The sequence below is a fragment of the Acinetobacter sp. ANC 5600 genome, assembly GCF_002018395.1.
Taxonomy (GTDB): Bacteria; Pseudomonadota; Gammaproteobacteria; order Pseudomonadales; family Moraxellaceae; genus Acinetobacter; species Acinetobacter amyesii.
The window spans coordinates 414550-440399 of record NZ_MVKW01000002.1 but is presented as its reverse complement, the minus strand read 5'-3'; the positions used below and the strand labels follow the sequence as shown (position 1 = coordinate 440399).

Annotated in this window: 18 protein-coding genes; 11 read left to right on the top strand and 7 right to left on the bottom strand. The window is 40.6% G+C overall.

Annotation, left to right across the window (positions count from 1 at the left end; translation table 11 throughout):
• Positions 1-3: 3 nt before the first annotated feature.
• Positions 4-1314, top strand: coding sequence for an ATP-dependent protease ATP-binding subunit ClpX (gene clpX / locus B1201_RS05890; protein ID WP_078189661.1), 1311 nt, complete (start codon positions 4-6; stop codon positions 1312-1314).
• A 163-nt stretch (positions 1315-1477) separates the two neighbouring features.
• Positions 1478-2191 carry a DUF2846 domain-containing protein gene (locus tag B1201_RS05885; protein WP_078192706.1) on the top strand — a complete coding sequence of 238 codons (714 nt, stop codon included), beginning with the start codon at positions 1478-1480 and terminating at the stop codon, positions 2189-2191.
• Between the two features lie 129 nt (positions 2192-2320).
• Here the strand turns inward: B1201_RS05885 and B1201_RS05880 are convergent, their stop codons facing one another.
• The gene (locus tag B1201_RS05880; RefSeq protein ID WP_078189659.1) at positions 2321-3847 is read right to left on the bottom strand and encodes a fumarate hydratase; all 1527 of its coding nucleotides are present in this window, start codon (positions 3845-3847) and stop codon (positions 2321-2323) included.
• Positions 3848-4543: 696 nt separating this feature from the next.
• Here B1201_RS05880 and B1201_RS05875 point away from each other — a divergent pair.
• The 4 genes from B1201_RS05875 (at position 4544) to B1201_RS05865 (ending at position 8152) form a co-directional block, all read left to right on the top strand.
• Entirely contained in the window at positions 4544-4903 is a 360-nt protein-coding gene (locus B1201_RS05875; protein ID WP_078192705.1) for a hypothetical protein, read from the top strand.
• Positions 4882-5025 (top strand): hypothetical protein, encoded by a 144-nt coding sequence (locus B1201_RS17290; RefSeq protein WP_373684760.1) that lies wholly within the window; start codon positions 4882-4884, stop codon positions 5023-5025. Before B1201_RS05875 ends, B1201_RS17290 begins: the two co-directional genes overlap by 22 nt.
• Before the next feature lie 234 nt (positions 5026-5259).
• Complete coding sequence (locus B1201_RS05870) at positions 5260-6480, top strand: OprD family outer membrane porin (RefSeq protein ID WP_171263743.1); 1221 nt, start codon at positions 5260-5262, stop codon at positions 6478-6480.
• Between the two features lie 49 nt (positions 6481-6529).
• Positions 6530-8152, top strand: a complete 1623-nt coding sequence (locus tag B1201_RS05865) for an alkaline phosphatase D family protein (protein ID WP_078192703.1) — start codon at positions 6530-6532, stop codon at positions 8150-8152.
• A 152-nt stretch (positions 8153-8304) separates the two neighbouring features.
• Here the strand turns inward: B1201_RS05865 and B1201_RS05860 are convergent, their stop codons facing one another.
• The 4 genes from B1201_RS05860 to B1201_RS05845 all read right to left on the bottom strand — a co-directional run bounded on the left by B1201_RS05860 (position 8305) and on the right by B1201_RS05845 (position 14418).
• Positions 8305-8979, bottom strand: a complete 675-nt coding sequence (locus B1201_RS05860) for an acid phosphatase (RefSeq protein WP_171263742.1) — start codon at positions 8977-8979, stop codon at positions 8305-8307.
• Positions 8980-9239: 260 nt separating this feature from the next.
• Positions 9240-11381 carry a phosphate acetyltransferase gene (gene pta / locus B1201_RS05855; protein WP_078192701.1) on the bottom strand — a complete coding sequence of 714 codons (2142 nt, stop codon included), beginning with the start codon at positions 11379-11381 and terminating at the stop codon, positions 9240-9242.
• Positions 11382-11440: 59 nt separating this feature from the next.
• Positions 11441-12658, bottom strand: a complete 1218-nt coding sequence (locus B1201_RS05850; protein WP_078192700.1) for an acetate/propionate family kinase — start codon at positions 12656-12658, stop codon at positions 11441-11443.
• A 494-nt stretch (positions 12659-13152) separates the two neighbouring features.
• Positions 13153-14418: a glutamate-5-semialdehyde dehydrogenase gene (locus B1201_RS05845; protein WP_078192699.1), complete on the bottom strand. Its 1266-nt coding sequence runs from the start codon at positions 14416-14418 to the stop codon at positions 13153-13155.
• A gap of 303 nt (positions 14419-14721) precedes the next feature.
• On the opposite strand from B1201_RS05845, the gene B1201_RS05840 reads away from it, so the two are divergent.
• Complete coding sequence (locus B1201_RS05840; protein WP_078192698.1) at positions 14722-16050, top strand: alpha/beta fold hydrolase; 1329 nt, start codon at positions 14722-14724, stop codon at positions 16048-16050.
• Positions 16051-16077: 27 nt separating this feature from the next.
• Here B1201_RS05840 and B1201_RS05835 read toward each other — a convergent pair whose 3' ends face one another.
• Both B1201_RS05835 and nagZ read right to left on the bottom strand, forming a co-directional pair.
• Positions 16078-16947, bottom strand: a complete 870-nt coding sequence (locus B1201_RS05835; RefSeq protein WP_078192697.1) for a class I SAM-dependent methyltransferase — start codon at positions 16945-16947, stop codon at positions 16078-16080.
• Positions 16948-17077: 130 nt separating this feature from the next.
• The gene (gene nagZ, locus B1201_RS05830) at positions 17078-18100 is read right to left on the bottom strand and encodes a beta-N-acetylhexosaminidase (protein ID WP_078192696.1); all 1023 of its coding nucleotides are present in this window, start codon (positions 18098-18100) and stop codon (positions 17078-17080) included.
• Between the two features lie 200 nt (positions 18101-18300).
• Here nagZ and B1201_RS05825 point away from each other — a divergent pair, with 200 nt between their 5' ends.
• The 4 genes from B1201_RS05825 to B1201_RS05810 all read left to right on the top strand — a co-directional run bounded on the left by B1201_RS05825 (position 18301) and on the right by B1201_RS05810 (position 25782).
• Positions 18301-20511, top strand: a complete 2211-nt coding sequence (locus B1201_RS05825; protein ID WP_078192695.1) for a carboxy terminal-processing peptidase — start codon at positions 18301-18303, stop codon at positions 20509-20511.
• A gap of 436 nt (positions 20512-20947) precedes the next feature.
• Positions 20948-23014 carry an EAL domain-containing protein gene (locus B1201_RS05820; RefSeq protein ID WP_078192694.1) on the top strand — a complete coding sequence of 689 codons (2067 nt, stop codon included), beginning with the start codon at positions 20948-20950 and terminating at the stop codon, positions 23012-23014.
• A 241-nt stretch (positions 23015-23255) separates the two neighbouring features.
• Positions 23256-24848, top strand: a complete 1593-nt coding sequence (locus B1201_RS05815; RefSeq protein ID WP_078192693.1) for a peptide chain release factor 3 — start codon at positions 23256-23258, stop codon at positions 24846-24848.
• A 106-nt stretch (positions 24849-24954) separates the two neighbouring features.
• Positions 24955-25782, top strand: a complete 828-nt coding sequence (locus tag B1201_RS05810; protein WP_078192692.1) for a hypothetical protein — start codon at positions 24955-24957, stop codon at positions 25780-25782.
• Positions 25783-25850: the final 68 nt, after the last annotated feature.

Here is a 25850-nt window from a genome sequence, read left to right as displayed (position 1 = left end):
AATATGTCCGAACATCCTCAAGGACAAAAGCATTGTTCATTTTGCGGTAAAACGCAGTCTGAAGTCGGGAAACTGATTGCAGGTGAGGACGCGTACATCTGTAATGAGTGTGTGGACGTATGTCTTGACCTAGTTCAGACCAGTCAGCAAGTTGAATCAAATGACTGGGCAACTCGTCCTTTACCAAAACCGCATGAAATCCGTGCTGCGCTTGACCAATATGTGATTGGGCAAGATGTTGCGAAAAAGACCCTCTCTGTTGCGGTATACAACCACTATAAACGCCTAAAAGTTGGCACCAGTGGTAAAAAACCAGAAGACGGAGTAGAGATTTCGAAAAGTAACATTATGTTGGTTGGACCAACAGGTTCAGGTAAAACACTGCTTGCTCAGACACTTGCGCGTCTTTTAGATGTGCCATTTGCGATGGCAGATGCAACGACTTTAACTGAAGCTGGTTATGTGGGTGAAGACGTTGAGAACATTGTTCAAAAACTCCTTCAAAAAGCCGATTACGATGTAGAAAAAGCACAAAAAGGCATTATCTATATCGATGAAATCGACAAAATTACCCGCAAGTCTGAAAACCCATCGATTACTCGTGATGTATCGGGTGAGGGTGTTCAGCAAGCGTTATTGAAAATGATCGAAGGTACGGTTGCGTCGATCCCGCCTCAAGGTGGTCGTAAGCATCCGCAGCAAGAATTTATTCAAATTGATACTTCAAATATCCTGTTTATCTGTGGTGGCGCATTCTCTGGTCTAGAGAAAATCGTACAGCAGCGTCAGGAAAAAGGAGGTATTGGCTTTACAGCTGAAGTGCGTAAGAAAGATGAAACTAAAAAATTATCTGACTTATTCCGCCAAGTTGAAGCGACAGATTTGGTTAAATTCGGTCTGATTCCTGAATTTATTGGTCGTTTGCCAGTCATTGCAACCTTGGAAGAACTCGACGAAGAAGCATTGATGCAGATTCTGACTGAACCAAAAAATGCATTGACACGTCAGTACCAATATTTATTTGAAATGGAAAATGTTGACCTCGTATTTGAAGACTCAGCATTGCGTGCCGTGGCTAAAAAAGCCCTTGACCGTAATACGGGTGCACGTGGTCTACGTTCGATTTTAGAAAATTCATTGCTTGAAACGATGTATGACCTACCAAGTCGTTCAGATGTGGGTACGGTTGTCGTCAATGAAGCGGTGATTAATGGTGAAGCGGAACCTGAATTTAAATCAGAACGTCAACCAAAGAAAACTGAAGAAGCTGCACCGAAGTCAGATTTAAAAGTTGTGAACTCTAAATCTGCTTAAGCGCTATTCGTCTGAAACGTGTGTAAATCCAAGATTTGCACACGTTTTTTATTTCCAAAAATAAAGGCAGAATGTTAATCTCAGCAGGATGGCGTGGATGCCTGAATGTAAAAAACTGAAAACAAAAGTGTAAAAATAAAAAAAGACGCAGTGAGGGATAATCATGCGTGGAGTTGCAATTCTACTTTTAAGCAGTGTAGCGCTGCTGGGTTGTCATGGAAAATCAGCCGTTGAGCAAACATCATTGGCTTCAACATTAAAGCCCGTGGATCCTGAAAGTAAACCGGGTCATATTGAGCAATATCGATTGGGTATGTTTACCATTGGTGGTTGGGTCAATCAGAAACAAGGCCGACATTTTCAAGAAGTGAAAGCTCAACATGATCAAGCAGCGATTGTGTATTTATATCGTCCAGACAGTAAATGGAACCGTCAAGAAATTGTGGCCAGCAGCTTATTTCTGAACAGTGAGCGTATTCCAAGTTTATTGAATAATCATTATTACTGGGTGGAGTTACCGGCGGGGAATTACCGCTTATCATCGAGTCGCCCTTTGGGGGTGAATCATTTTCAAAAACCTAAATATTTAGACTTTGATGTTGAAGCAGGTCAAACTTACTTCATTAAATATGATGAAGAGAATTTATCCAGTAAAAGAACGGTTTCAGGGCCATTGCTGCTCATGCCTGAAAAAATTGGTCGAAATGAAATCGCATTTACAGAGTTGAAATCCAACAGTTTTAACTTTGTGGCAGAAGATCAAAACACTGGAAAAGTGCGGAAAAGTGCGCAGAAGTTGAAAGCACCTCATTATGATCCTGCGGAAGATGTGCAGTTGACCAAGCCTTTTAAACTGTGGAATCCATTAACTTGGTAATGTAATTAGCTCGTGTTTTTGAGTGTGTGAAAATATTAAATAGCGAATGTCATTCGACAAACAGCCTAAATATTGACATTAAAAAAAGCACCCGATGGGGTGCTTTTTTATATCTTGAATGTGGCGAAATCAGTTCGCAGCAGCATCAACTACTGGGATTTTACCAATTTTTGCTTGCCAGATTTTTGGTGCAGTTGCGTGAACAGAAGTACCATTTACGTCAACAGCTACCGATACAGGCATGTCTTTTACAACAAATTTGTAGATCGCTTCCATACCTAAGTCAGCGAAAGCAACCACTTCAGCTTCACGAATCGCTTTCGATACTAAGTACGCAGCACCACCGACAGCCATGAGGTAAGTTGCTTTGTTGTCTTTGATTGCTTCAACAGCAGCAGGGCCGCGATCCGCTTTACCAATCATACCGAACATGCCAGTTGCTTCAAGCACTTGACGTGTGAACTTATCCATACGAGTTGCAGTTGTTGGGCCAGCAGGACCAACGACTTCGTCACCGACTGGATCAACAGGGCCAACGTAGTAAATAAATTTACCTTTTAGGTCAACTGGAAGTTCTTCACCTTTATTTAACATGTCAACCATACGTTTGTGCGCAGCATCACGACCTGTATAGATTGTACCGTTAAGAAGTAGTGTGTCACCTGGTTGCCAAGAGTTCATTTCTTCTTGAGTGATGTTATCTAAGTCAACACGTTTAGATGTTGATGAATCCCAAGTCACTGCAGGGTAGTCTTCAAGGCTAGGCGCTTGAATATGCGCTACACCTGAACCGTCTAATTGGAAATGCGCATGACGAGTTGCAGCGCAGTTAGGAATCATACCCACTGGTTTACCTGCAGCGTGACATGGGTAGTCTTTGATTTTGATATCAAGAACAGTGGTTAAACCGCCAAGACCTTGAGCACCAATACCTAAAGCATTTACTTTTTCGAAGATTTCGATACGAAGTTCTTCGATTTGGTTTTGTGGGCCACGACGAAGTAATTCGTCCATGTTGATTTCTTCCATCAATGCTTCTTTTGCAAGCATCATGGCTTTTTCAGCAGTACCACCAATACCGATACCGAGCATACCAGGAGGACACCAACCTGCACCCATTGTTGGAACAGTTTTAAGTACCCAATCTACGATAGAGTCAGAAGGATTAAGCATTGCAAGCTTAGATTTATTTTCTGAACCACCACCTTTAGCAGCAACAGTAATATCAACTTTATTACCCGGAACGAGTTTGTAGTGAATTACAGCAGGGGTGTTGTCTTTGGTATTTTTACGACCAAAAGCAGGATCAGCTAATACTGATGCACGAAGAATATTTGAGTTTTCAAGATAACCTTGACGTACACCTTCGTTGATTGCATCGTCTAGGCTCATGGTTAAATCAAATTTAACGTCTAAGCCCACTTCAAGAAATACGTTCACAATACCTGTATCTTGACAGATAGGACGATGGCCTTCTGCACACATACGAGAGTTAATTAAAATTTGTGCAATCGCGTCTTTTGCGGCTTTGTTTTCTTCACGGTCATACGCACGGCTCATCGCTTGGATGAAGTCCTGTGGGTGATAGTAAGAAATGAACTGAAGCGCATCTTTTACCGATGTGATCAAGTCATCTTGCTTGATAATAGTTGTCATACAAATATCTCTTGAGCGGGCTGATAGCTAGCGGGCTAAATTATAAGACAAAAACACAGTTGTGTGGGTATTTCGCTTAATCTTTGGCCGAAAGTTTAATAGGGTTTAACAGTGCCATGTCTCGCTGTCATAAATGACCTGAAAATGACGTTTTCACTGTCATATTTCATGAAATATTTGTCACAAAACTAGAAAGGGAGATATGTTTTTATTTTTAAATTTTTGAAAATAAAAGATATTTATTATTTTTGAATATTTCATATTTGTCATATAACTGTCATAAAACTTTTACATAATGACGTCATCAAAGTTAGAGTGTGAAATATATGGTTACTCCAGTGTTGTCAGTTATTGGTTTTTCTCTGTTTATCGCAGCAACTTGGTTCTACGGTCAACAAGAAGATCAAGCCTAAAGCTTTATCTTCTTTTTTTTGCTTTAAATTTTATAAAAAATAATATTCTTCTTCAAATCTTCAAATCTTCAAATCTTCAAATCTTCAAATCTTCAAATCTTCAAATCTTCAAATCTTCAAATCTTCAAATCTTCAAATCTAATCATGAGTAATAGCTAATTTTTAGTCTTTGCGTCAGTGTGTGTGATAATCATCGATGATCTTTGTTGCTTTCAAATTTTTTACAAGACTTCAATTCTAAACGTTATGATTTGAAGCAAATAGATGACAGGTAAAATTAAAAATGGGCACTGTTACTGTTCGACCAACTGTTGAATCAGATTGGGAGATACTGAAAAATTTACGGCTAGAAGCATTACAAGACAGTCCTGATGCATTTACAGCAACTTTTGAAAAAACTAAAACTCATAGTGATTCTGAATGGCGTGATAGAGTTGCGCAAAAAAGACCATGCCAGTTTCTATTGGCATTTGACGGAATGAGAGTTGGAGGTACTATTGATAAACAGCATGAATTTACTGTAGTTGCAATGTGGTTGTATGAGAATTATCGGGGAAACAGTGTTGCTGATCTTTTAATATCTAGTCTACAAAATATGCAGCAAACCAAGGTTATACAAAAATTGTACTTCGTGTTGAATTAAGTAATTTACGAGCTACTCAATTTTATTCTAAACAAGGTTTTATAAAAGTTGTTGAGCAATCTTCTTTAAAATCAGGCTTAGAGCTTAGCAGTCAAAAAATGGAGTGCTTGCAGTTCTTTTAATGGTCAACTTTTTTCGTATTTAAGTGATTAAAAACAAAAAAATAAAAAATAACTTTAATTTTTATATTATCAAATATTTATATTTAATATTTGTTTTATTTTTTCATGTAATTGTCATGGGATTGCAAGTGTATTGTCATACAGAGTCTTTAGGTTATTGCAGTATTTCTCAAGGACCAAAGAGGTTAGACGTTGAATTACAAAGCACTCATCTGCTGTATGGTTTTCACCCCCATGCTGACAATGCAGGCAGCACAAGCAGAATTTATTAAAGATAGTAAAGCAGAAATAGATTTTAAAAATTATTATTTTGATCAAGATCAAGAGCCTAACGATAAAGATTCGACAGTTTGGGGACAAGGTATTGAATTGAGTTATCAATCTGGTTTTACCGAAGGTCAAGTCGGTTTTGGTTTAGATGCGACTGCGGCAGCAGGTATACGTTTAGACGGCAGTAAAGATAAAGCCAAAAATTCGTTGATGTTTCCTTTAGAGGGTGATGGTAGTCCAACAAATTATTGGACACGTGCATATCCCACTTTAAAAGCGCGCTATCAGAAAACTGATGTAAAAGTCGGGGAGTTACGCCCTAATTTACCCATTTTAAGTCGAAGCTTTGCTCGCTTGCTCGAATCTGCTTATTTAGGTGGTCAAGTCACTTCTAAAGATGTAAAGGGATTGACTTTAACGGGTGGTTACGTCACTAAAGCAATTCCACGTGCATCACGAGATGCGTCAAAGCTTTCTATTAAAGGCGCAACAGAAACCAGTGAAGGGTTTATGTTTGGCGGTGCGGACTGGAAGCCCAATAAAAATTTAACGCTACAGTACTATGCCGGTGAGCTGGATGATTTTTATGTACAGCAATTTATCGGCGTGAAACACAAATTTCCATTCAGTGAAAACCAGAGTTTTAATACGGACTTACGTTTATTTGATACTCAAGCGACTGGAGCTAATGAGCGTGGTGAAAAAGGCTATGGCGCTAAAGTAGATAACCAGACAGCCAGTGTGGATTTCAAATACAAATTTAAAAATCATCAGCTGCAATTTGGCGCGCAAAAAATTGGTGATGATGGCGATTTTCTGCATATGAATCAGGGCAGTTTAGATAATGGTGCGGATGGTACGTTCATTTATTTGCCAACAAATCGTCTGTTGCAGAACTTTACCAATGCTGGGGAAAAGTCCACATGGTATGGCTATCGATATGACTTCAATAATCAATACTTAAAAGGCTTAAATGTATCGTTCCTGAAAGTACAAGGACGTGACTTTGGTAAATGTGGTTGTGCAACTGAGTCCGAAATTGACTATACCTTGCGTTATAAAGTGCCGGAAGGCAAATTCAAAAATTTAGGTTTTACCGCTCAGTACGGAAAATTCAAAAAAAGTACAGGAACAAAGCAGGAACAAAGCCGTATCTACTTAACCTACACCCTGCCAATTTTCTAATCCAAAACTGATCAGATTAATTTATTAATAAGTTTATAGAGAAATAAAAATGAATCATATTAATTCGAATCGTCGTCAATTCTTAAAGGGTTTGATGGGAGTCGGGTCTTTAGCGTTATTTTCTGGACTGAGTCCAGTAAGCACGTGGGCAAATGCCAAATTTCCGATTAGCCCGTTTCAATTAGGCGTTGCTTCAGGTGAACCTTGGCCAGATGGCTTTGTGATTTGGACGCGTGTTGCACCATATCCACTTTCTGTAGATGGTGGGATGCCGAAGGAAGCTGTTGAAGTGGATTGGGATATTGCTACAGATATTGAATTTAAGAAAATTGTGCAAACTGGGAAGGCGCAGGCACATCCTGACTTACATCACACAGTACATGTAGAGATAAGTGGTTTAGCACCGATGACACGCTATTATTATCGATTTAGATTGGCTGGTTATGAAAGTTCTGTAGGTACAGCAAAATCAGCACCTGCCGCGCACCAAATGCCAGAACGAGTTCGAGTCGCTGTAGTGGGCTGTCAGCATTATGAAACGGGTTATTACACGGCCTATGACTACTTGAGCAAAGAAAAAGAGATAGATTTAGTTTTCCACTATGGTGACTATATTTATGAAGGACCAGAGGGTAAAGGTGGGGGGCGTGCAATTGGAGATTTAAGAATTTCAATTCCTGCACGTCAACATATTGGTCCGGAAATTCAAACTTTACTGCAATATCGTATTCGTTATGCACAGTACCGTGCGGATCCCGATTTACAAGCTGCACATGCATCTGCACCTTTTGCGATGACGTTTGATGATCATGAAGTAGATAACAACTGGGCTGCAGATATTGAAGAAAAAGGCGAGAAGAAAGACATATTTTTGCTGCGCCGCGCAGCAGCGTTTCAAGCGTGGTACGAATATATGCCTGTACGCTTAAAACAGAAGCCGAACGGTCCAGATATCCTTGCTTACCGTACTTTAGATTATGGCAAAATGCTACGGATGAATATTTTAGATACACGACAATACCGTTCTCCAATTTTATGCACCAAAGCTCAGTTAGAAGATGGGTTTGATAAAATAGATTACTGCCGTACTGAGAATAGCCGAAATGAGCAGGTTCTTGGTAAAGCACAAGAGCAATGGTTGGCGAAGCAAATGCGCCATGATAAGCGTTGGAATGTCTTGGCACAGCAAATTCAGGTTATGCCTTGGGTACGTTATAACAAATCAGGCAAAGCTTATTTTGGGAAAGATACGTGGAATGGCTATCCATACGCACGCGAGCGCTTGATTGAATCTATCAAAAAAAATGCACCTCATGGTAATACAGTAATTTTATCAGGAGATTTGCATCAATATTTTGCAGCGAATATTCCAAGTGATTTGAATGATTTTAAGAGTCCATCGATTGCAACCGAATTTTTAACTACATCGATAACCTCTACCGGCAATGGTCAACCAATCCGTCCAGGGCAGGAAGATGTGCTGAAGTTAAATCCACACATCAAATTTATCAATGATCAACGCGGTTATCAGACTTTAGACTTTTTTAAAGACTATATGCGTACAGACTTGAAGGTTCTAGACTTTGTTGAAAAACCAGGTGGAAAAATGACGACCGTCGCCAGTTTTGAAGTGGCTTACGGCAAGCCAGAACTGAAGCAGATTGAATCTTAATAAAACGATATCAAAATACTTCTGCTAAATTAAATAAAGCGCTTAGATGGTTCTAAGCGCTTTATTTTTATATTGGACATGCACATCTATTAAAAACCACTGCCCATGCATGTGATCTACTATCTATGCAATGAGACAAGATGCTGATTTTTTTAATCAGATTTTTTGTGTGTGGCAGAAATAAGATGGTTAATTTCAGTTTTGGCTTTAATCATATCGGCTTGGAACTGTGGATCTGCCTGCAAGCGTGAAAATTGTGCTGCACCCATAATACGGCCAGCATCGACATCACTTTGCCAATGCATATTGCACACGACTCGGCTTTGACCAAATTCAATGCCACGTTTGAAAATTTCATTTTGGCGTTCTGGGCGAAGCTGCGCCAGAACCAATGCATAAGTCCAACCAATTGTGGTGTGGCCAGATGGATATGAAACAAATTGGTTCTTTTTATTTTCCTCATCAGGCGTACAGGTGCTGACATTAAAATAGCCATATGGACGTTCACGGCTATATTTCTTTTTTGCAGTTTGAGTAGAGTATCTACTATCAAGTTTAATCTTTCTTAAAATTTCAAATAAAATAGGTGTATTTTTCTCATTAATTTCTACGCCAAATGCATGTGAAAAAGGTCGCCCTAAGTGTGCATTTGAAACATCAGCATCAATTTGTGCTTGCTGCCAGCGAGCCGTATTTTTCAAATATTGAGATTGTTTAAAAATACTTTGATCACGAATAAAATCTCCACTATGGGCTTGTGGAGGAGTAGATAATATTTCAAGACTATTTGGAGCTGAGTCAGGTGTTAGATATGAATCTGCGGCCATGGAGTGTGCGCTTAAGCAAACCCATATTAATGTAGAGATGGCACATGGAGTATAAAATTTTAAGTTTGTCATGATATAGCTAAGTTTTGAATAATTAAAAAAGCGCTCATACCATAAGCAATAATATTTACTCTAAGATGACAAGAATTAATAAGATGAAAATTATCGCAATATAAATAAGATTGAAATGCGGGAAAATCGGAATGAATAAAAAAACCACCCAATCTTTCGAAAGGGTGGTTTAGAACTCGAAACTAAAATTAAGCTTCTTGCTGTTCAGATTGAATTGCCGTTAATGCAATGGTAAACACGATGTCATCGACCAATGCGCCACGAGACAAGTCATTTACAGGCTTGTTTAAACCTTGCAGCATTGGGCCAACACTGACTACATTTGCAGAACGTTGAACTGCTTTATATGTAGTATTACCTGTATTTAAGTCCGGGAAGATAAACACATTGGCACGACCAGCCACTTTCGAGTCAGGTGCTTTAGAGCGTCCCACACTTTCCACCGATGCAGCATCGTATTGAAGCGGGCCATCAATAAGTAAGTCTGGGCGGCGTTCTTTGGCAATACGTGTTGCTTCAGCCACTTTTTCGACATCTGCACCTGCACCAGAAGTACCTGTTGAATACGAAATCATTGCGATACGTGGGTCAATACCAAAAGCTTTCGCTGAATCTGCAGATTGAATCGCAATCTCTGCAAGCTGTTCTGCATTTGGATCTGGATTAATTGCACAGTCACCATATACATAAACTTCATCTGGTAACAGCATAAAGAATACAGAAGAAACCAATGAATAATCAGGTGCAGTCTTAATCAATTGGAATGCAGGACGTACAGTATTTGCCGTAGTATGTACTGCGCCTGAGACTAAGCCATCCACCTGATCAAGTGCAAGCATCATGGTGCCTAAAACCACGGTATCTTGTAGCTGTTCGCGTGCTTGTAGATCATTGAGTTTGCCTTTGCGCAGCTCAACCATTTTCGGCACATAGTTTTCACGAATCAGATCTGGATCAATGATTTCCAAATCATGTGGAAGTTCGATGTTACGTGCTTTTGCAACTTCAATTACGGCTTCAGGTTTTGCCAATAAAATACAGTGTGCAATGCCACGAGATTGACAAATGGCAGCCGCTTGGATGGTCCGTGGTTCATCACCTTCAGGTAAAACAATCCGTTTTTTCGCAGCAATCGATTTTTGTACCAATTCATGACGGAATGCAGAAGGGGACAAGCGTGGTTGATATGAACCATTTAATACTTCAGTAATCCATTCAGCATTGATGTGGCTTGAAACAAAGCGAGTCACTTGCTCTGCACGTTCGACGTCATCGACAGGAATTTCATTGCCTAAATTTGAAAGTTGTTGTGCCGTTTCAAAAGTGCTTAAAGGCGTATGTAAAATCGGTAAGCCTTGCTTAATCGCGGTTTGGCAGAAATCCAAAACTTGTGGGTTCGGTTGATGGTGTTCAGTCAAAACCAAACCGGCAAGTGGAATACCATTGCTACTTGCAAGGCTAGAAGCCAACAATACATCAATACGGTCAGAGGCGCTGATAATCAGTTCACCTGCCACAAATTTGTGAAGTTCATGTTCAATATTAGAGGCAACTAAGCTGCTATGTAGTACGCGTCGATGAGCAGCATCGCCTTGGTTAATCCATTCTGATTGAATATGCGTCGCCAAGTCAGACATGCGCGGTACGCTGAGCGTATTACTAAATGGAACGAGGCCAATGACAGGTAGCTGTGTAGAACCAATTTGCGGATTACTTTGTTGTAATTCGAGTACAAATTTATTGGTATCACTGATTAAACGCAGATTTGGATCAAGCGTGACAGGAATTTGCGCAGATTCTTCTGGCAAACCACGTGTGCGCATAAACAAAACGCCCGCAGTACGTTCAGATGCTGCACCACCGAATTGGCGTAGAGAACTGTCAATTTTCTCAGCAGTTTTCGTGGCATTTTGAATATCTGCTGTGCTGACAATAATTACTTTAGCATCAAGAGCTTTTGCTAATGTCGCGTTGAGTTCTGAGGCAAAGTTATCTCGGCTGTTTGGAACCAAGCCTTCAACAATAATCAGATCATGCTTTTTTGCAATTTCACGGTGCAAACGAACTGCTTCTTCGAGCAATTCATCACTTTCATCATGACTCAGTTGTTTCACGATGGTGGCATGATGAATGGGTTCTACCGTTTCATTATTAAATAAATGACGATAAAGAGCCGTTGTACGGTCTACAGTATCTGCGACATTTTCTTGTGAAAATGGTTTCAGAAAACCTGCTTTGACCCCTTGGCATTCCAAAGCATAAATTAAACCTAAGCATGCAGATGTTAAACCTACACCTTCCCCAGTTGGCACGAGTAAAATTGTTTTCATACGGTGTCTAAATTAAAGCTAAAAATTAATATTGAAAGCGAAGGGGATGATGCGATTGCTTATGCAATCGCAGCTTCAGCATCAGACTTTTTTGTAACAGACGCTGTCACCTCGTCTACAACATGCTCAGTTTCTTTGGCAATACGGCCTTCTTCATCGGTTGGAACAACCCAAATTTGTGGGCCAGTACCGTGGTCAATACGACCTTCAGTACCGCGTTTTAAGTTGTCATTTAATTCTTTACTAAGGTTGAAACCAAAGTGCGGTAAGTATGAAACCGTTTTTTCACGAATGTAGGCAGAATTTTCACCAATACCACCGGTAAAGAATAGACCATCAATACGTGGCAGACCACAGCTTAAACCTGCTAAAGATTTAGCTAAACGGTAGCAGAAAACTTCAATGGCAAGTGCGGCATCTTCGTTGCCTTGTTCCGATGCTTCGATCAACGTACGCATGTCATTTGAAAGATCAGACAAACCGAGTAGGCCTGATTGGCTGTTCAGCATCTTGTCGATTTTGTAGATATCCCAACCTAAGTTGCTCGCAAGGAAGCTGTGAATACTTGGGTCAACATCACCACTACGTGTGCCCATGACCACACCTTCAAGTGGAGTCAGACCCATTGACGTATCTACAGATTGACCATTCCAAATCGCACAAGTCGAGCTACCATTGCCTAAGTGAGCAGTTAACCAGCCACCTTGTTTAAAGCTGCCTGCCAACATTGAGCCACGCTCAGATACGTAGGCATGGCTAGTACCATGGAATCCATAACGACGTACGTTATGTTGTGTGTACAAGAATTTTGGTAATGCATAACGGTATGCATGAGACGGCATGGTTTGGTGGAATGCTGTATCAAATACGGCTACTTGCGGAAGTTCAGGGAACAAACGCATCGTTGCTTCGATACCCACCAAGTGAGCCGGGTTATGCAATGGAGCAAGTGGAGTTGCTTCACGAATACGTTCAATAATTTCTGGTGTTAATAGCTCAGCTTTGGTTAATGTACCGCCGTGAACAACACGGTGACCAATCGCTTGAGGATTATGGTGAGCCAAACGCTCTAAAATAGTTTCGAGGGCTTTTTCATGGTCAGCATGTGGAATAGACAGCTCAAGCGCATCACCACCTGTAGTGACCCCTTTAATACGTGCATCAGCAGAACCTAGGTTCTCGGCTAGACCAAAAATACGATCTTCACGGCGCTCAGAAACTAACGCATATTTGATAGAAGAAGATCCGCAGTTAATTACTAATACTGATGTAGACACGTTTAAATACCCGAATTCTAATTGAAATACTTATCCATAATATTGATCTGATTGCAGTTGTATTGATTGATGCAATTTAGATCTGTGATGATGTTTTATCATGGGTTTTTTTATCGTCCTAGATAGACTTTAGGAGATTAGACTTAAGCACTATCGACCCTGAGCACAATAATAATTAAAATTTATCAGTTCATAGTTTTCATTTATTAATAAAATAGTCCTTAAAATTTATACGATTTAAGAGATATACATAGAACATAACATGCGGTTGCTGCGCTGTAATCCTTAAATTGTTGCAAAAAAGCAGGTAATTTGAACTTCTCTTATTTTTATGAAGCATTTAATTGTCAAAATATCTGTTTTTCGATTCTAGATCCTGTGTGTTTACAGGCTTATATTTCAATATGTGAACCTTGGGTTTAGTTTTTTAAATTACCATAAAAAAAGCTGTGCCTTTAATCAGAAAAGCACAGCTTTCGTTGTCTTATTGGGTGTTATTGGCGAATTTGACCATCACCAAACACAATCCATTTTTGAGAAGTCAGACCTTCTAGGCCGACTGGTCCGCGTGCATGGATTTTATCGGTTGAAATACCGATCTCAGCACCAAGACCATATTCAAAACCATCCGCAAAGCGAGTTGAGGCATTGATCATCACTGAACTCGAATCTACACGCGCTAAGAACTGACGAGCCAGACTAAAGTTTTCGGTAATGATTGAGTCTGTATGGTGAGAGCCATATTTGTTGATGTGCTCAATCGCTTCATCTAAGCCTGTAACGACTTTCACTGCCAAAATTGGGCCTAAGTATTCGGTGTACCAATCTTCCTCAGTTGCAGGAACAATCGATTCACCCAAAATGCGCTGCGTTTCAGCACAGCCACGAAGCTCAACTTTTTTCTCAGCATAGAGTTCAGCAATGCGTGGTAAAAACTCTTCAGCGACATTTTCATCGACGAGCAAGGTTTCCATGGCATTACATACGCCATAACGGTGTGTTTTGGCATTAAGCGCAATAGGTAATGCTTTTTGCAAATCAGCCTGAGCTTCCACAAAAACATGGCAGTTACCATCAAGATGTTTGATAACAGGCACACGTGCTTCATTGGTAATACGTTCAATTAAGCTTTTGCCACCACGAGGTACGATCACATCGACATATTCAGGCATAGTAATTAATTGGCCAACCGCAGCACGGTCTGGGGTATTAATTACTTGAACGGCATGCTCAGGTACACCTGCGGCAGTTAAGCCATGTTGAATCGCTGCCGCAATTGCTTGGTTAGATTCCAAAGCTTCAGAACCACCACGTAAAATAATCGCGTTACCTGATTTAAGCGCTAAAGATGCGGCTTCAAGGGTGACATTTGGGCGAGATTCGTAAATCATGCCGACAACACCTAACGGTACGCGCATTTTGCCCAGCTGAATACCTGTCGGACGAAAGACCATATCGGTAATTTCGCCAATCGGGTCAGTCAGTGCGATTACATCTTTTAGACCTTGAAGCATGCCTTTAAAGCGTGTGGGGGTAAGTTCTAAGCGATCAAGTAGAGCACTATCCAAGTTGTTGTTATGCGCTTTGGTCATATCCACTTGGTTAGCTGCCAAAATTGCAGTTTCACTGTTTTGTAAAGCAGTATAAATTGCTGATAAAGCATTATTTTTAGTCTGGGTAGAAGCCCCTGCGAGCACACGTGATGCTGTGCGTGCTTGCTGTCCTACCGTTTGCATGTATTGTTCAATAGACTCTTGCATAGCGGTTTGATCACTTAGAAATTTCAACTCGATATTAACAGCCTGTGACGGAACAATGAAGCACTTAAGTGCATATTCAACTGTACTTGCTGACTAGAATTAACATTTTGAAATTGTTTTTAGAGCAAAAGTAGATAAGCGGCGGGGATATCAGTTGCTTGTAAAATGAACCTCTGTATAGAATGAAACAATAGCGACATTGAAGTCGTACAAATAACGATTAAAGAGCAGGACGCTAAGTCGAGCAGAGTCTCTAAATGAATTCCTGACAATAAAAATAAGGCAGGAATGGAGGAAAGGAATATGAATTCCATTATCCAAATGGATCCCACCGTACAGGAAAGTACGCATTACAGTTTTTTCGATCTGTATGACAAGCAAAGCTTTAAACAGCCTGCCAGAACGACATGGATTGATGGCTGGAAGGTCGAATATATGGCCATTGCACAACCTGAAACCATTCATCGCACCCCGATTGTTATTATTGGTGGGGCATTTCAAAACTTTAATTCCTACAAATATTGTGTCGAACAATTATTTGCGGCAGGCCCAATTATTTTAATTGATTTACCCTCCATGGGCTCAAATCAGCAAATTACCAATGTCGATACTTCGGTGTCGGCAGGGACTTTAGAGTTGGGTGATCTGGCACAGATGTTAGGCGTTTGGTTGGATATCGTCGGGCTAGAAAAAGTATCCGTGATGGGGATGTCGCTCGGTTCAGTGGTGGCTGCAGGACTGGCGGATCAACGTCCTGAATTGCTTGACCGCATGATATTGATGGGCGTAATGCAAAAAACGCGCAAGAGCTGGCGCATGTTGCTTGAAGAATCCTTGCATTTGATGAAAGAACAGCGCATGGATGAATTTGGTCAAGCGGTGATTTTGTATTTGGTTAATCATGCCAAACTGGATGTGACGCGGATGTCACCGACAGCGAAGCGTTTGTTCTTTAGACAAATGGCTGAATTCACCAATACCGAACAAGAGCGTTATGACATTAACTGTAATCGTTTGCTGCGTTTGCAGGACGTGCCGATTCCACAGTGTGATGTATTGGTGTCATGCGGGCAGTACGACAGTTTTACTTTGCCACATGAAAATGCAGGTTTTGCCTTGCAATGTCCGAATATGCAATTTGCCATGATTGCCAATGCGGATCATTTACCTCAGTTGCAGCGTCGTAAGGAAACTATGAATTTGTTTGCAACTTATCTACGCGGTGAGTCTATTCAGCAGTTGGAAGGGATCATTCCAATGAGTCGAGAGCAAATGCAAAATATCGAACGCCGTGGCGAAGCGCGGGTGAGTGTACAACAGCCATTCACGCATTTATCTCATCGCCATTCAGACCTTGTGGTTGACACTCAAATTATAGATTTAAATTATTTTGGGGTGTTGTTAAATGTGCAGGCTGAAATGTTGGACTCCATGCACGCATATCCACGGGATTTGGCATTACATCTAGAAGATGAAGAAGGTGAGTTTAAAATTGAATGTCTCATCTTTGACGTTGTGGATACACAGGTTCGCGCTTTGTTTAAGCATGGTAGTTTTGAGTTGGCAGAACGCTTATTGCGCTTTGTACAACGCCAAAAAGAAGATGTGTTGTTATTAGAAGCCGTTAGTTAAAACATGAAAAAGTGAAAAAACAGCGCTTTAGCGCTGTTTTTTTGTTTTGGCATGGACCATCCAAACCAAATCCCCACAATGCTGATCTGCATCGTGAAAAGGGATCACTTGTTCTTGATGATGTTGCGGAAAGTATAAGGCCGGCTGAACGACTTTTACTTCTTCAAATCCTGTATGGGTGAAAAACTGCTGTAATTCAGCAGGGGATTGAAAATGAAAAGTAAAAGCGCTGCGTGACATAACTTTGAGTAATTTACTACTGGCCCAAATAAAGCGTGCTAAACGGTTCTTGACGGGTTCTGGATAGATGTCGGTCAGATAATGCAATTCCTGAAACGAGGCGCCATATTCGGTGATCCCTTGCAATAATTTATTAAGCAGGGCTTGATCAAAATAATTAATCAGACCTTCGCTAATCACCACCAAAGGACGTTCAGGGTCAAAACTCTGAAAAATACGTTCAAAATCTTGAGTGAAAATGTCACCAGTTAAGACCTCAGGGGCATGCGGGTCAATTTGTTTGAGTGCTTGTGTTTTGATTTTTGCCATATCCGGCAAGTCGAGTTCACGATAGTCAATTTCAGGATGCTTGGTGCGAAAATTCCAACCGCGCGGGGAGAGGCCACAGGCAATTTCGAGTACTTGTAGCTGAGGGTGTTGGGCAATGAGTTGATCTAAATGTTGATCGATCATGGCATGGCGCTGTTTAAGCGTCGAACGCATACTACCGCCCACATTCTTTTCTGCCCAGCTTTCTAAAGGATGGACTAAACGTGCTAAAAATTTACCTTTACGTGTGGCAAAAACGGGATGCGAAATCCCCATGCTGTACCAAATATAGCCGGTGTAATGTGCAGTAAAGGAAATGTGTCGATGTTCCGATAAACTTTGTGTCATGTCGTCCTGACCTAATGTTGTTTTTATTGGCAATTTTTGTATAGCGCCGAAGCACTTATTTTGTCTTCATCATAAATCAAAAAGGAGCACCTTGTCGTGCTCCATTTTCTAGAATTTTGAAAGTCTTGGATTAGCAATATTGATTTTTAAAATCCACAATACGGTTACGCACGTTTTGCCAGTCCGCCCCGAGTTCAATGCTTTGTCCAATCTCAATTTGTGGGATTTTACCGCGCATACGTTCTAGGCGTTCTTGATTTGGGAGAGCCAAGTTTTGAATGCCATCCAGCGCAATGCATGCAGATTCACGGTTATTACATACAAGGCCCATATCACAACCTGCATTTAATGCTGCTTGGATACGAGCATCTGCGCCGCCAGCGACACAAGCGGCTTGCATGCTTAAATCATCGGAGAATAAAACGCCATCAAATTGGAGCTCTTGACGTAAGACTTTCTGAATCCAATACGGTGAAAATCCAGCAGGATTAAGATCAATATTTTCATAAATCACATGCGCAGGCATTAAGGCATCAAGCTGTGGTTGCAGTTGAATAAAGCTTTGCATGTCTTTTTGATAGATTTCTTCATAACTACGATGGTCAATGGCAGCAGCAACATGTGAGTCTGCTTTCACCGAGCCATGGCCTGGGAAATGCTTACCTGTAGATGCCATCCCCGCACGTTTCATACCTTTTAAGAAAGCACTTGCCAGTGGAATGATGTCTTGCATATTTTTGGCAAAACCACGGTCACCAATCACATCACTGACATCATTTAGGTCCAGCACTGGTGCAAAACTAAAATCGATGCCGACCGCAAGGACTTCAGCTGCCATCAACCAGCCACATTGTTCAGCCAGTTCAACAGCTTTTTCAGGTTCAGTTAAGTAAAGTTCTCCAAACTTACCCATAGCTGGTAAGAGTGTGAAGCCTTGTTTTAATCGTTGTACACGACCACCTTCCTGATCGACGGCAATTAAAATATCAGGACGGATTTGACGCATATGGTCGGTTAGGGCACGAACTTGTTCAGGAGATTCAATGTTGCGACCAAATAAAATCATGCCGCCAACTTGTGGTGCCTGTAATAGTTCAATATCTTCTTGGGTAAGTTCTGTGCCAGCAATGTCGAGCATTAATGCGCCAATCATATTCGGTGTCCGTGTTGGAATTTTTAAGGAAAAACAATACCTGAATTCTGCAATGATTTGCTACACTTTGTCAGCAGAGAATATGATAAAACTACACGACATAAACATATTAAGTTGTTTAAGATTTTGAATCTATTCAATTCAGGTCGAAAACCAACACGGTAATATTGGTCTTAATACCAAGGAAGTACAAATTATTTATGAAACTTCAAACATTAGCTTGTGCCGTTGCGATTGCGACAGGTGGATTCTTTTTCACTCATGTGGTGAATGACGCAATTGCTGCCAATAATACAGAAGCAGTGAGCGCGGGTACTATTCAGCCCACACAAGAGCAAGCCTTGGTCTCACGTCAGCTTGCAACATTGGTAGACCGTCAACACTATTTAAATCAGCGTTTAGATGCCAATACATCTAACCGTATTTTAGATTTTTATATTGATAGTTTAGATGCTGAACATACGTTGTTCTTGGCATCGGATATTGAAAATTATAAAAAACGTTATGGTTCAACTTTTGGTGCAAATCTCAAAGCGGGCAATTTAACAGGGCCGTATGCGATTCATGCGCAATATCGTGAGCGCTTAAAACAGTTCTACACCTATATGTTGGAAGAGCTGAAAAAGCCACAGAATTTAAATCAACCGAATAACTACATCGAAACCGATCGTGAAAAAGCGCCATTCTTTAAATCGACAGAAGAACAGCGTGCGCATTGGAATAAAATGTTGGTCTCTCAGCTGATCAATTTAACCATCAGCAAAGAAGAAGAGAAAGCCAAACAGAAAGCGTTGAAAGATGACCCAACACTGGCAAATGGTCAAGATTTAACTGGTCCGGAAGATTTAACACCTGAACAGACCTTAACTAAGCGTTATACACGTCAGTTAGAGCGGATTAGTCGTTTAAAAAGCGATGATGTGCTTGATAAAACTCTGAATGCCATGATGCTGACGTATGATCCGCACAGTAACTATTTCCCACCTGTAGATGCGATGGAATTGAACCGTCAAACCACGCTGCAATTGGAAGGGATTGGGGTGTCGATTCGTCCTGAACGTGGCAACGAAGACTACACTAAAATTGAAACGATTGTAGAAGGTGGTCCAGCCAGCAAATCAGGACAAGTCAAGTCAGGTGATCGCATTGTTGGTGTTGCCCAAGATGGCGACAAAATGGTGGATGTGATCGGTTGGCCGAGCAATGAAATTGTCGGACTGATTCGTGGTAAACGTGGCACCAAAGTGACTCTACGTTTATTGGGTGCTGGTGCGTCCATGAATCAAGCGCGAAATGTCACAATTGTACGTGATGTGATTCAAGAAGAAGATGCAGGCGTGCGTTCACGTACCGTTGAAATTGAACGTAATGGCAAAAAACATAAGTTTGGTGTGATCGAAATTCCATCGTTTTACTTGAACTATCGTGCCCGTCGTGCAGGTACAGAATACCGCTCTGTGTCAGAAGATACCAATAAAGCCTTAAAAACTTTAGATGCGCAAAATGTTGAAGGCATCATCATTGACTTACGTAACAACCCTGGTGGCTCACTTGAAGAAGTGGCACGTATGCTTGGTCAAGTGATTAAATCAGGTCCAGTGGTGCAAATCCGTGATGGCAATGGCAATGTCAGCGTGTTTGAAGATGATGATGGGGGCGCGCAAACTTATGCTGGTCCATTGGCAGTATTGATTAACTTGGCTTCGGCGTCTGCGAGTGAAATTTATTCTGCTGCGATTCAAGACTATGAACGTGGTGTGGTGATTGGTAGCACCACAACGGGTAAAGGAACAGCGCAGGTACAACTTGACTCTTTAGCCTATGGTCAAGCAACCTTAACGCAACGTAAATTTTACCGCGTGACTGGCGGCAGTACCCAAAATAAAGGGGTCGTGCCTGATATTAAGTTGGTTGATATTTACAATGAAGAGTTTGGTGAACGTAAAGCGAAAAATGCTTTACAGTGGGATACCATTCCTACAGCACCGTTTAAACGTGAAGGCTCGATCCAAGCCTATGTTCCCGATTTGATTAAGTCATCTCAGCAACGTGTCAGCATTGATCCGCAATTTAAATATTTAGAGCAACGTACTGCGATTGCGAAAAAGACAGAAGAGCAAAAGCGTGTGGTGCTTGACTTAGCGAAGCGTAAAGCCGAGCTGTTGGCACTAGAGCAAAAGTCTTTGGATGCTGAAAATCAGCGTCGTAAAGTGGTGGGTCAAAAACCTTATGCCAACTGGGAAAGCTACCAAGCGTCTATGGATGCATTGGTGGAGGCACGTGCAAAAATGAAGGCAAACCAACGTCCAGCACTGCCTGAAGAAGAAGTCTTTGTGACGGAAGCAGCAAACGTGCTAATGGACTATGCCAAATTACAAGGCAAAACGCATACAACAACAGCCAAAAAGTAAGTAATTCATCCATAAATAACATTGAGATGATTGCTTGAGTTTTTGACAGAAAAGATGAATTTATCCATTGAGAAATAGCGAGCTACGGCTCGCTATTTTTTTGTGAGTAGGGCGGTGTTCGATTTAAATCTAGAAAGCAATCTATAAATGATTCTAACTTATTCATTTTATTATGATTAGAAACTGTTCTAAAATAATAAACACCTGATGTAATTTTTATCAAAAGTTTAAGTTTTAGTGAACTTCATCAAGCTTTATTTTTTTAAATTAATCAGTTGCTTAAAATCTTGAAAGAAAGACTTGACCATTACCGTAGACTAATAGATTCTAAGAGAAAATAAGTAAGTAATTGAAAATGTAACAAGTTAAAGGGAAGAGATAGATTGGGTAATTCGGTTAAAGAAAGTGCCACGATAACCTAAGCGGAACGCTTGATATGACCCATATTCATTATGATTACAATCTGGTCGTTGGTTCAATCGTAGTTGCATTATTAAGTTGTTACTTAGCGGTTTCACTCGAACAAATGTTGTTTCGTGGAACACGACCAAGATATGAAAATGTCATATTATTATTCAGCGGTGCAATTTTAGGTGCTGCGATTTGGTGCATGCATTTTGTAGGCATGATGGCCAGCCATTTACCTTCAAATCATAGTTTTGATACTAGTCTGACCCTAACATCTTATTTTATCGCTTTTGTCGCGTCCACTTTTGCCGTGTGGTTAACCACACGACTGACGCTACCATTTCCTCGTTTAATTTTAGGCTCAGTTTTAATGGGGCTAGGCATTTCCGGAATGCATTACACGGGGATGCTGAGTTTAGACGTTCAGGGTTATGAGCAACGATACGAACCTTTAATTGTTATCTGTTCAATTTTAGTTGCAATCTGTGGCTCGTGTTTGGCATTTTGGCTAACGTTTAAAAATAAATACTCGCCAAAACGTAACATCATGAATGCCTTTGTTGCGGTCATGCTGACTTTTAGCATTGTCGCTATGCATTATATTGGTATGGCAGCTGTTGATTTTGTACCGCTAAATTCGATGGATGTATTGGTTGCGGCTCAAATTAACCATAATTTATTGCTATTTATTGTCTTATTTGTCACCAGTTTATTGTTGATGGCGGCCTTTAGCGTTGCAGTACTTGAGCAACGTTTAGAACATCGCAGTTTGCAGTTGATGCGCGCAAATCGAGAACTAGCCAATCAAGCTGTACAGGACAATTTGACCCGTTTGCCTAATCGACTATTTTTGGCTGAATATGCACATTTTCTATTTACAGAGCATCGCTTAAGACAAGATAAAATTGCTTTTATTTATATTGATATCGACCGTTTTAAAGCGGTCAATGATGTGTTTGGACACCATGTGGGTGATCAACTACTGATTCAAATTGCTACGCGTATTCACCGTTTAATTAATGATAAAGCCAAATTGCTACGAATCGGTGGGGACGAGTTTCTGATTGTGCTTGAGTCGGCAAGCAATGACTCTGCCACAGCAATGTCTGAAAAAATATTGGAATTGATGCAAGAAAGCTTTTTGATTGCAGGTAAGGAAATTAACATTTCAGGCAGTATTGGTATTGCGATGTACCCTGAACATGGTGCGAACTTACAAGACCTACTGATCAATGCAGACACTGCAATGCTGAGTTCGAAGTATCAGGGGCGTAATACCTATTCATTTTTTAATTATACTGCCGACCAATTTGAAGAAAAAAGTCAGACGAAACTGATCAATGATTTATATAAAGCGGTAGAAGAACAACAGTTTATCTTATTTTATCAGCCAAAATTTAATGCCGTTGATCGTGAAATTTGTGGGGTTGAGGCCTTAATTCGTTGGAATCATCCAACTCTAGGTATGTTGACGCCAAATAAGTTTATCAATGGTGCAGAAAAAACTGGACTGATTATTGCCATGGGCTATTGGGCGCTTGAAGAAGCCTGTAAGCAAATTCAGCACTGGGAAAAGCTGAATATGCCGTTGTATCCGATTGCGGTCAATTTATCAGCGATTCAGTTTGAACATAAACACTTATTTAGTACTTTAGAGTCACTTTTTGCACGGTATGAAATTAACCCGTCACATTTAATTATTGAAATTACCGAGTCAACAGCGATGCATCATATCGATGCCAGTATCTTGACTTTTGAACATTTGAGAAAGATGGGGATTAAAGTTGCGATTGATGACTTTGGAACGGGACATTCAAGTTTCTTGTATTTAAAAGAACTGCCTGTAGATGAGCTGAAAATTGACCGTGAGTTTATCCGTAATTTGAGCGTCGGTTCTAAAGAAGAAATTATTTTAGAAAGTATTATTCACTTGGCAATTCGACTGGGTTTAACGGTCACTGCAGAAGGTGTAGAGACAGAACAACAAGCAGAAATTTTAAAACGTTTAGGTTGCCAGCAGTTGCAGGGATATTTGTTAGGAATGCCGATGCCAGTGGCACAGCTTGAAGAAAGCATGAAAATGAAAGTTGAATAAAGTCCTCGTAGTCTGATCGCATTGCCAATGAGTGAGAAAAAAAAGACAGAGAAATGCGTTATATCGTCGATAAAAACAGGTCGTCATCCAATGTAAAACATCAAGACACACCACGCTAAGATTTTGACTCAACCCGATGTGGTTGATTATTTTTAATGGTCAATCTGATACAATATCGCCAATTTTCCATATTGATCAGATCTGATCTTTTGCACTGCGAGTTTTGCAGTAGGTGTCTTTCATGAGTTTTAAAGAAGAATTAGCGACACAGGTCGCTCAGCGACGTACTTTCGCTATTATTTCCCACCCCGATGCCGGTAAAACCACAATGACAGAAAAACTGTTGTTATGGGGACAGGCGATTCAGGTTGCAGGTATGGTAAAAAGCCGTAAATCTGATCGTGCGGCAACGTCTGACTGGATGGAAATGGAAAAAGAACGTGGTATTTCGATCACCACTTCTGTTATGCAGTTCCCGTTTAAAGACAAGATGATTAACTTGCTCGACACCCCAGGGCATGAAGACTTTTCTGAAGATACCTACCGTACATTAACCGCTGTTGACTCTGCGCTTATGGTGATTGATGGTGCAAAAGGTGTCGAAGACCGTACGATCAAATTGATGGAAGTGTGTCGTATGCGCGACACGCCGATTATTTCATTCGTCAACAAAATGGACCGTGAAATTCGTGAGCCATTAGAACTACTTGATGAAATCGAAAACGTTTTAAAAATTAAATGTGTTCCGATTACTTGGCCATTAGGCACAGGTCGTGACTTTGCCGGTGTATTTAACCTACTCGAAGAAAAATTCTACGTTTATAAGGCAGGTTTCGGTTCAACTATTACGGATATTGAAGTCCGTGATGGTTATGACTATGCAGATTTGCGTGAAAAAGTTGGCGATCTCGCTTGGGCTGCATTTGAAGAATCATTGGAATTGGTTCAAATGGCCAACGAGCCTTTAGACCGTGATGAATTTTTGGCAGGCCGTCAAACGCCAGTCTTGTTTGGTACGGCACTCGGTAACTTTGGTGTAGACCATGTGTTGGATGCATTTAGTCAATATGCACCTGAACCTAAAGCACATCCAACTCAAGACCGTAAAGTTGAAGCGACTGAAGAAGGCTTCACAGGTTTCGTCTTTAAAATTCAAGCCAATATGGATCCAAAACACCGTGACCGTATTGCATTCATGCGTATCTGTTCAGGTAAGTATGAAAAAGGCTTAAAAATGAAACATGTGCGTCTAGGTAAAGATGTGCGTATTAGTGATGCTTTAACGTTCCTTGCTGGTGACCGTCAGCACCTTGAAGAAGCATGGCCGGGCGACATTATCGGTTTGCATAACCATGGTACAATTCAGATCGGCGATACCTTCACTTCGGGTGAAGATTTACACTTTACCGGTATTCCTCACTTCGCCCCTGAAATGTTCCGTCGCGTGCGTTTAAAAGATCCTTTGAAGTCAAAACAGCTACAAAAAGGCTTAAAAGAACTTTCAGAAGAAGGGGCGACTCAAGTCTTTATGCCGCAAAACAGTAATGACTTAATCGTGGGTGCTGTGGGTGTGCTTCAGTTTGAAGTGGTGGCATATCGTCTGAAAGAAGAATACAAAGTGGATTGTATTTATGAGCCTGTAAGTATCAATACCGTACGTTGGGTATCGTGTGATGACGAGAAAAAATTCAACGAATTTAAGAAAAAAGCACACGACCAATTGTCTGTCGATGGCGGTGGTCATTTAACTTATCTTGCACCAAGTCGTGTGAATTTACAGTTAATGCAAGAACGTTATCCGGATATTGTGTTCAGTAATACACGTGAACACTAAGTTGTTCTTTTACAGAAATAAAACAGCTTCTTCGTGAAGCTGTTTTATTTTGTGGTAGAGTTTTTAAATCCATACATTACGCAATCATTTGGTCGTTTAGGACATCATGAAAAAATTCAAGGATGCTACAGTTTTTGCACTTTTGGGGAGTGTTTTGCTGCTCAGTGCATGTGATTCAGGAAAAGAAAACAAAGCGACAAAGCCGGCCGATGATGGCGCTTCTGAAGTGACTGTGATTAATCCAGATGTTTTGCCTTATTTAAATATCCAAGAGCAAGCCGCAAAAATCGCCAAACCGTTTTGTGAAAATAAAAGTTGTATTGATTTAGAGATACAAACCATTCAGACCGTAGATACATGGTTGAATGGCTGGATTGAAAAGAATCAGGCCAGCGTCGTACAAGATCAGATTGCATTAAAGCAAAATATGAATCTCCAACAAGCCGTCGATGCGTATGTGAAAAAATCAGATGCTTGGCAGGCAGAGTTTAAAACCAATAAAGCCTATGAATTGGCCATGTACACACGAGTTCCATATCAACGGAATCAATATGTGTTGCTGCAAATCGGTGTTGATACCAAACAGGAAAATATCACGGTCAAAGAGCGTTATTATTTTTTTGTGGCTGACCGCCGTGCGAAAAAGAATCTTAAACCTTTAGATATTATTGAAGCAAAGCAACAGCAAAATATGGATGCTATTGTGCAGGAAGCCTATAGCAAATGGTTAGATGAACAAGAGGTAGATGTCAAAAAATCGGCACCGAAAAAACTCTATTGGGGCCAAGCAGATTGGTTCTTTGATCAAGAAGGCGTTGGTTTGCATTACCGTACAGATGAAATTGTCAAAGATGGTAAACAACTGGATATTTATCTCAGCAAAGCGCAAACACAACAAGTATTGAAAGCTGACGTTTATCAGCATATGTTCTAATCAACGAAAGTATTTAATTTGATAAGATATTTACCAAAATAAATATCAATTATTCGAAATAAAAGGTT

Bases quoted from the DNA above. Each gene is read 5' to 3' on its own strand.
- clpX (WP_078189661.1), top strand. From the start codon at position 4: ATGTCCGAACATCCTCAAGGACAAAAGCATTGTTCATTTTGCGGTAAA.
- B1201_RS05885 (WP_078192706.1), top strand. From the start codon at position 1,478: ATGCGTGGAGTTGCAATTCTACTTTTAAGCAGTGTAGCGCTGCTGGGT.
- B1201_RS05880 (WP_078189659.1), bottom strand. From the start codon at position 3,847: ATGACAACTATTATCAAGCAAGATGACTTGATCACATCGGTAAAAGAT.
- B1201_RS05875 (WP_078192705.1), top strand. From the start codon at position 4,544: ATGGGCACTGTTACTGTTCGACCAACTGTTGAATCAGATTGGGAGATA.
- B1201_RS05870 (WP_171263743.1), top strand. From the start codon at position 5,260: ATGCTGACAATGCAGGCAGCACAAGCAGAATTTATTAAAGATAGTAAA.
- B1201_RS05865 (WP_078192703.1), top strand. From the start codon at position 6,530: ATGAATCATATTAATTCGAATCGTCGTCAATTCTTAAAGGGTTTGATG.
- B1201_RS05860 (WP_171263742.1), bottom strand. From the start codon at position 8,979: ATGGCCGCAGATTCATATCTAACACCTGACTCAGCTCCAAATAGTCTT.
- pta (WP_078192701.1), bottom strand. From the start codon at position 11,381: ATGAAAACAATTTTACTCGTGCCAACTGGGGAAGGTGTAGGTTTAACA.
- B1201_RS05845 (WP_078192699.1), bottom strand. From the start codon at position 14,418: ATGCAAGAGTCTATTGAACAATACATGCAAACGGTAGGACAGCAAGCA.
- B1201_RS05840 (WP_078192698.1), top strand. From the start codon at position 14,722: ATGAATTCCATTATCCAAATGGATCCCACCGTACAGGAAAGTACGCAT.
- B1201_RS05835 (WP_078192697.1), bottom strand. From the start codon at position 16,947: ATGACACAAAGTTTATCGGAACATCGACACATTTCCTTTACTGCACAT.
- nagZ (WP_078192696.1), bottom strand. From the start codon at position 18,100: ATGATTGGCGCATTAATGCTCGACATTGCTGGCACAGAACTTACCCAA.
- B1201_RS05825 (WP_078192695.1), top strand. From the start codon at position 18,301: ATGAAACTTCAAACATTAGCTTGTGCCGTTGCGATTGCGACAGGTGGA.
- B1201_RS05820 (WP_078192694.1), top strand. From the start codon at position 20,948: ATGACCCATATTCATTATGATTACAATCTGGTCGTTGGTTCAATCGTA.
- B1201_RS05815 (WP_078192693.1), top strand. From the start codon at position 23,256: ATGAGTTTTAAAGAAGAATTAGCGACACAGGTCGCTCAGCGACGTACT.
- B1201_RS05810 (WP_078192692.1), top strand. From the start codon at position 24,955: ATGAAAAAATTCAAGGATGCTACAGTTTTTGCACTTTTGGGGAGTGTT.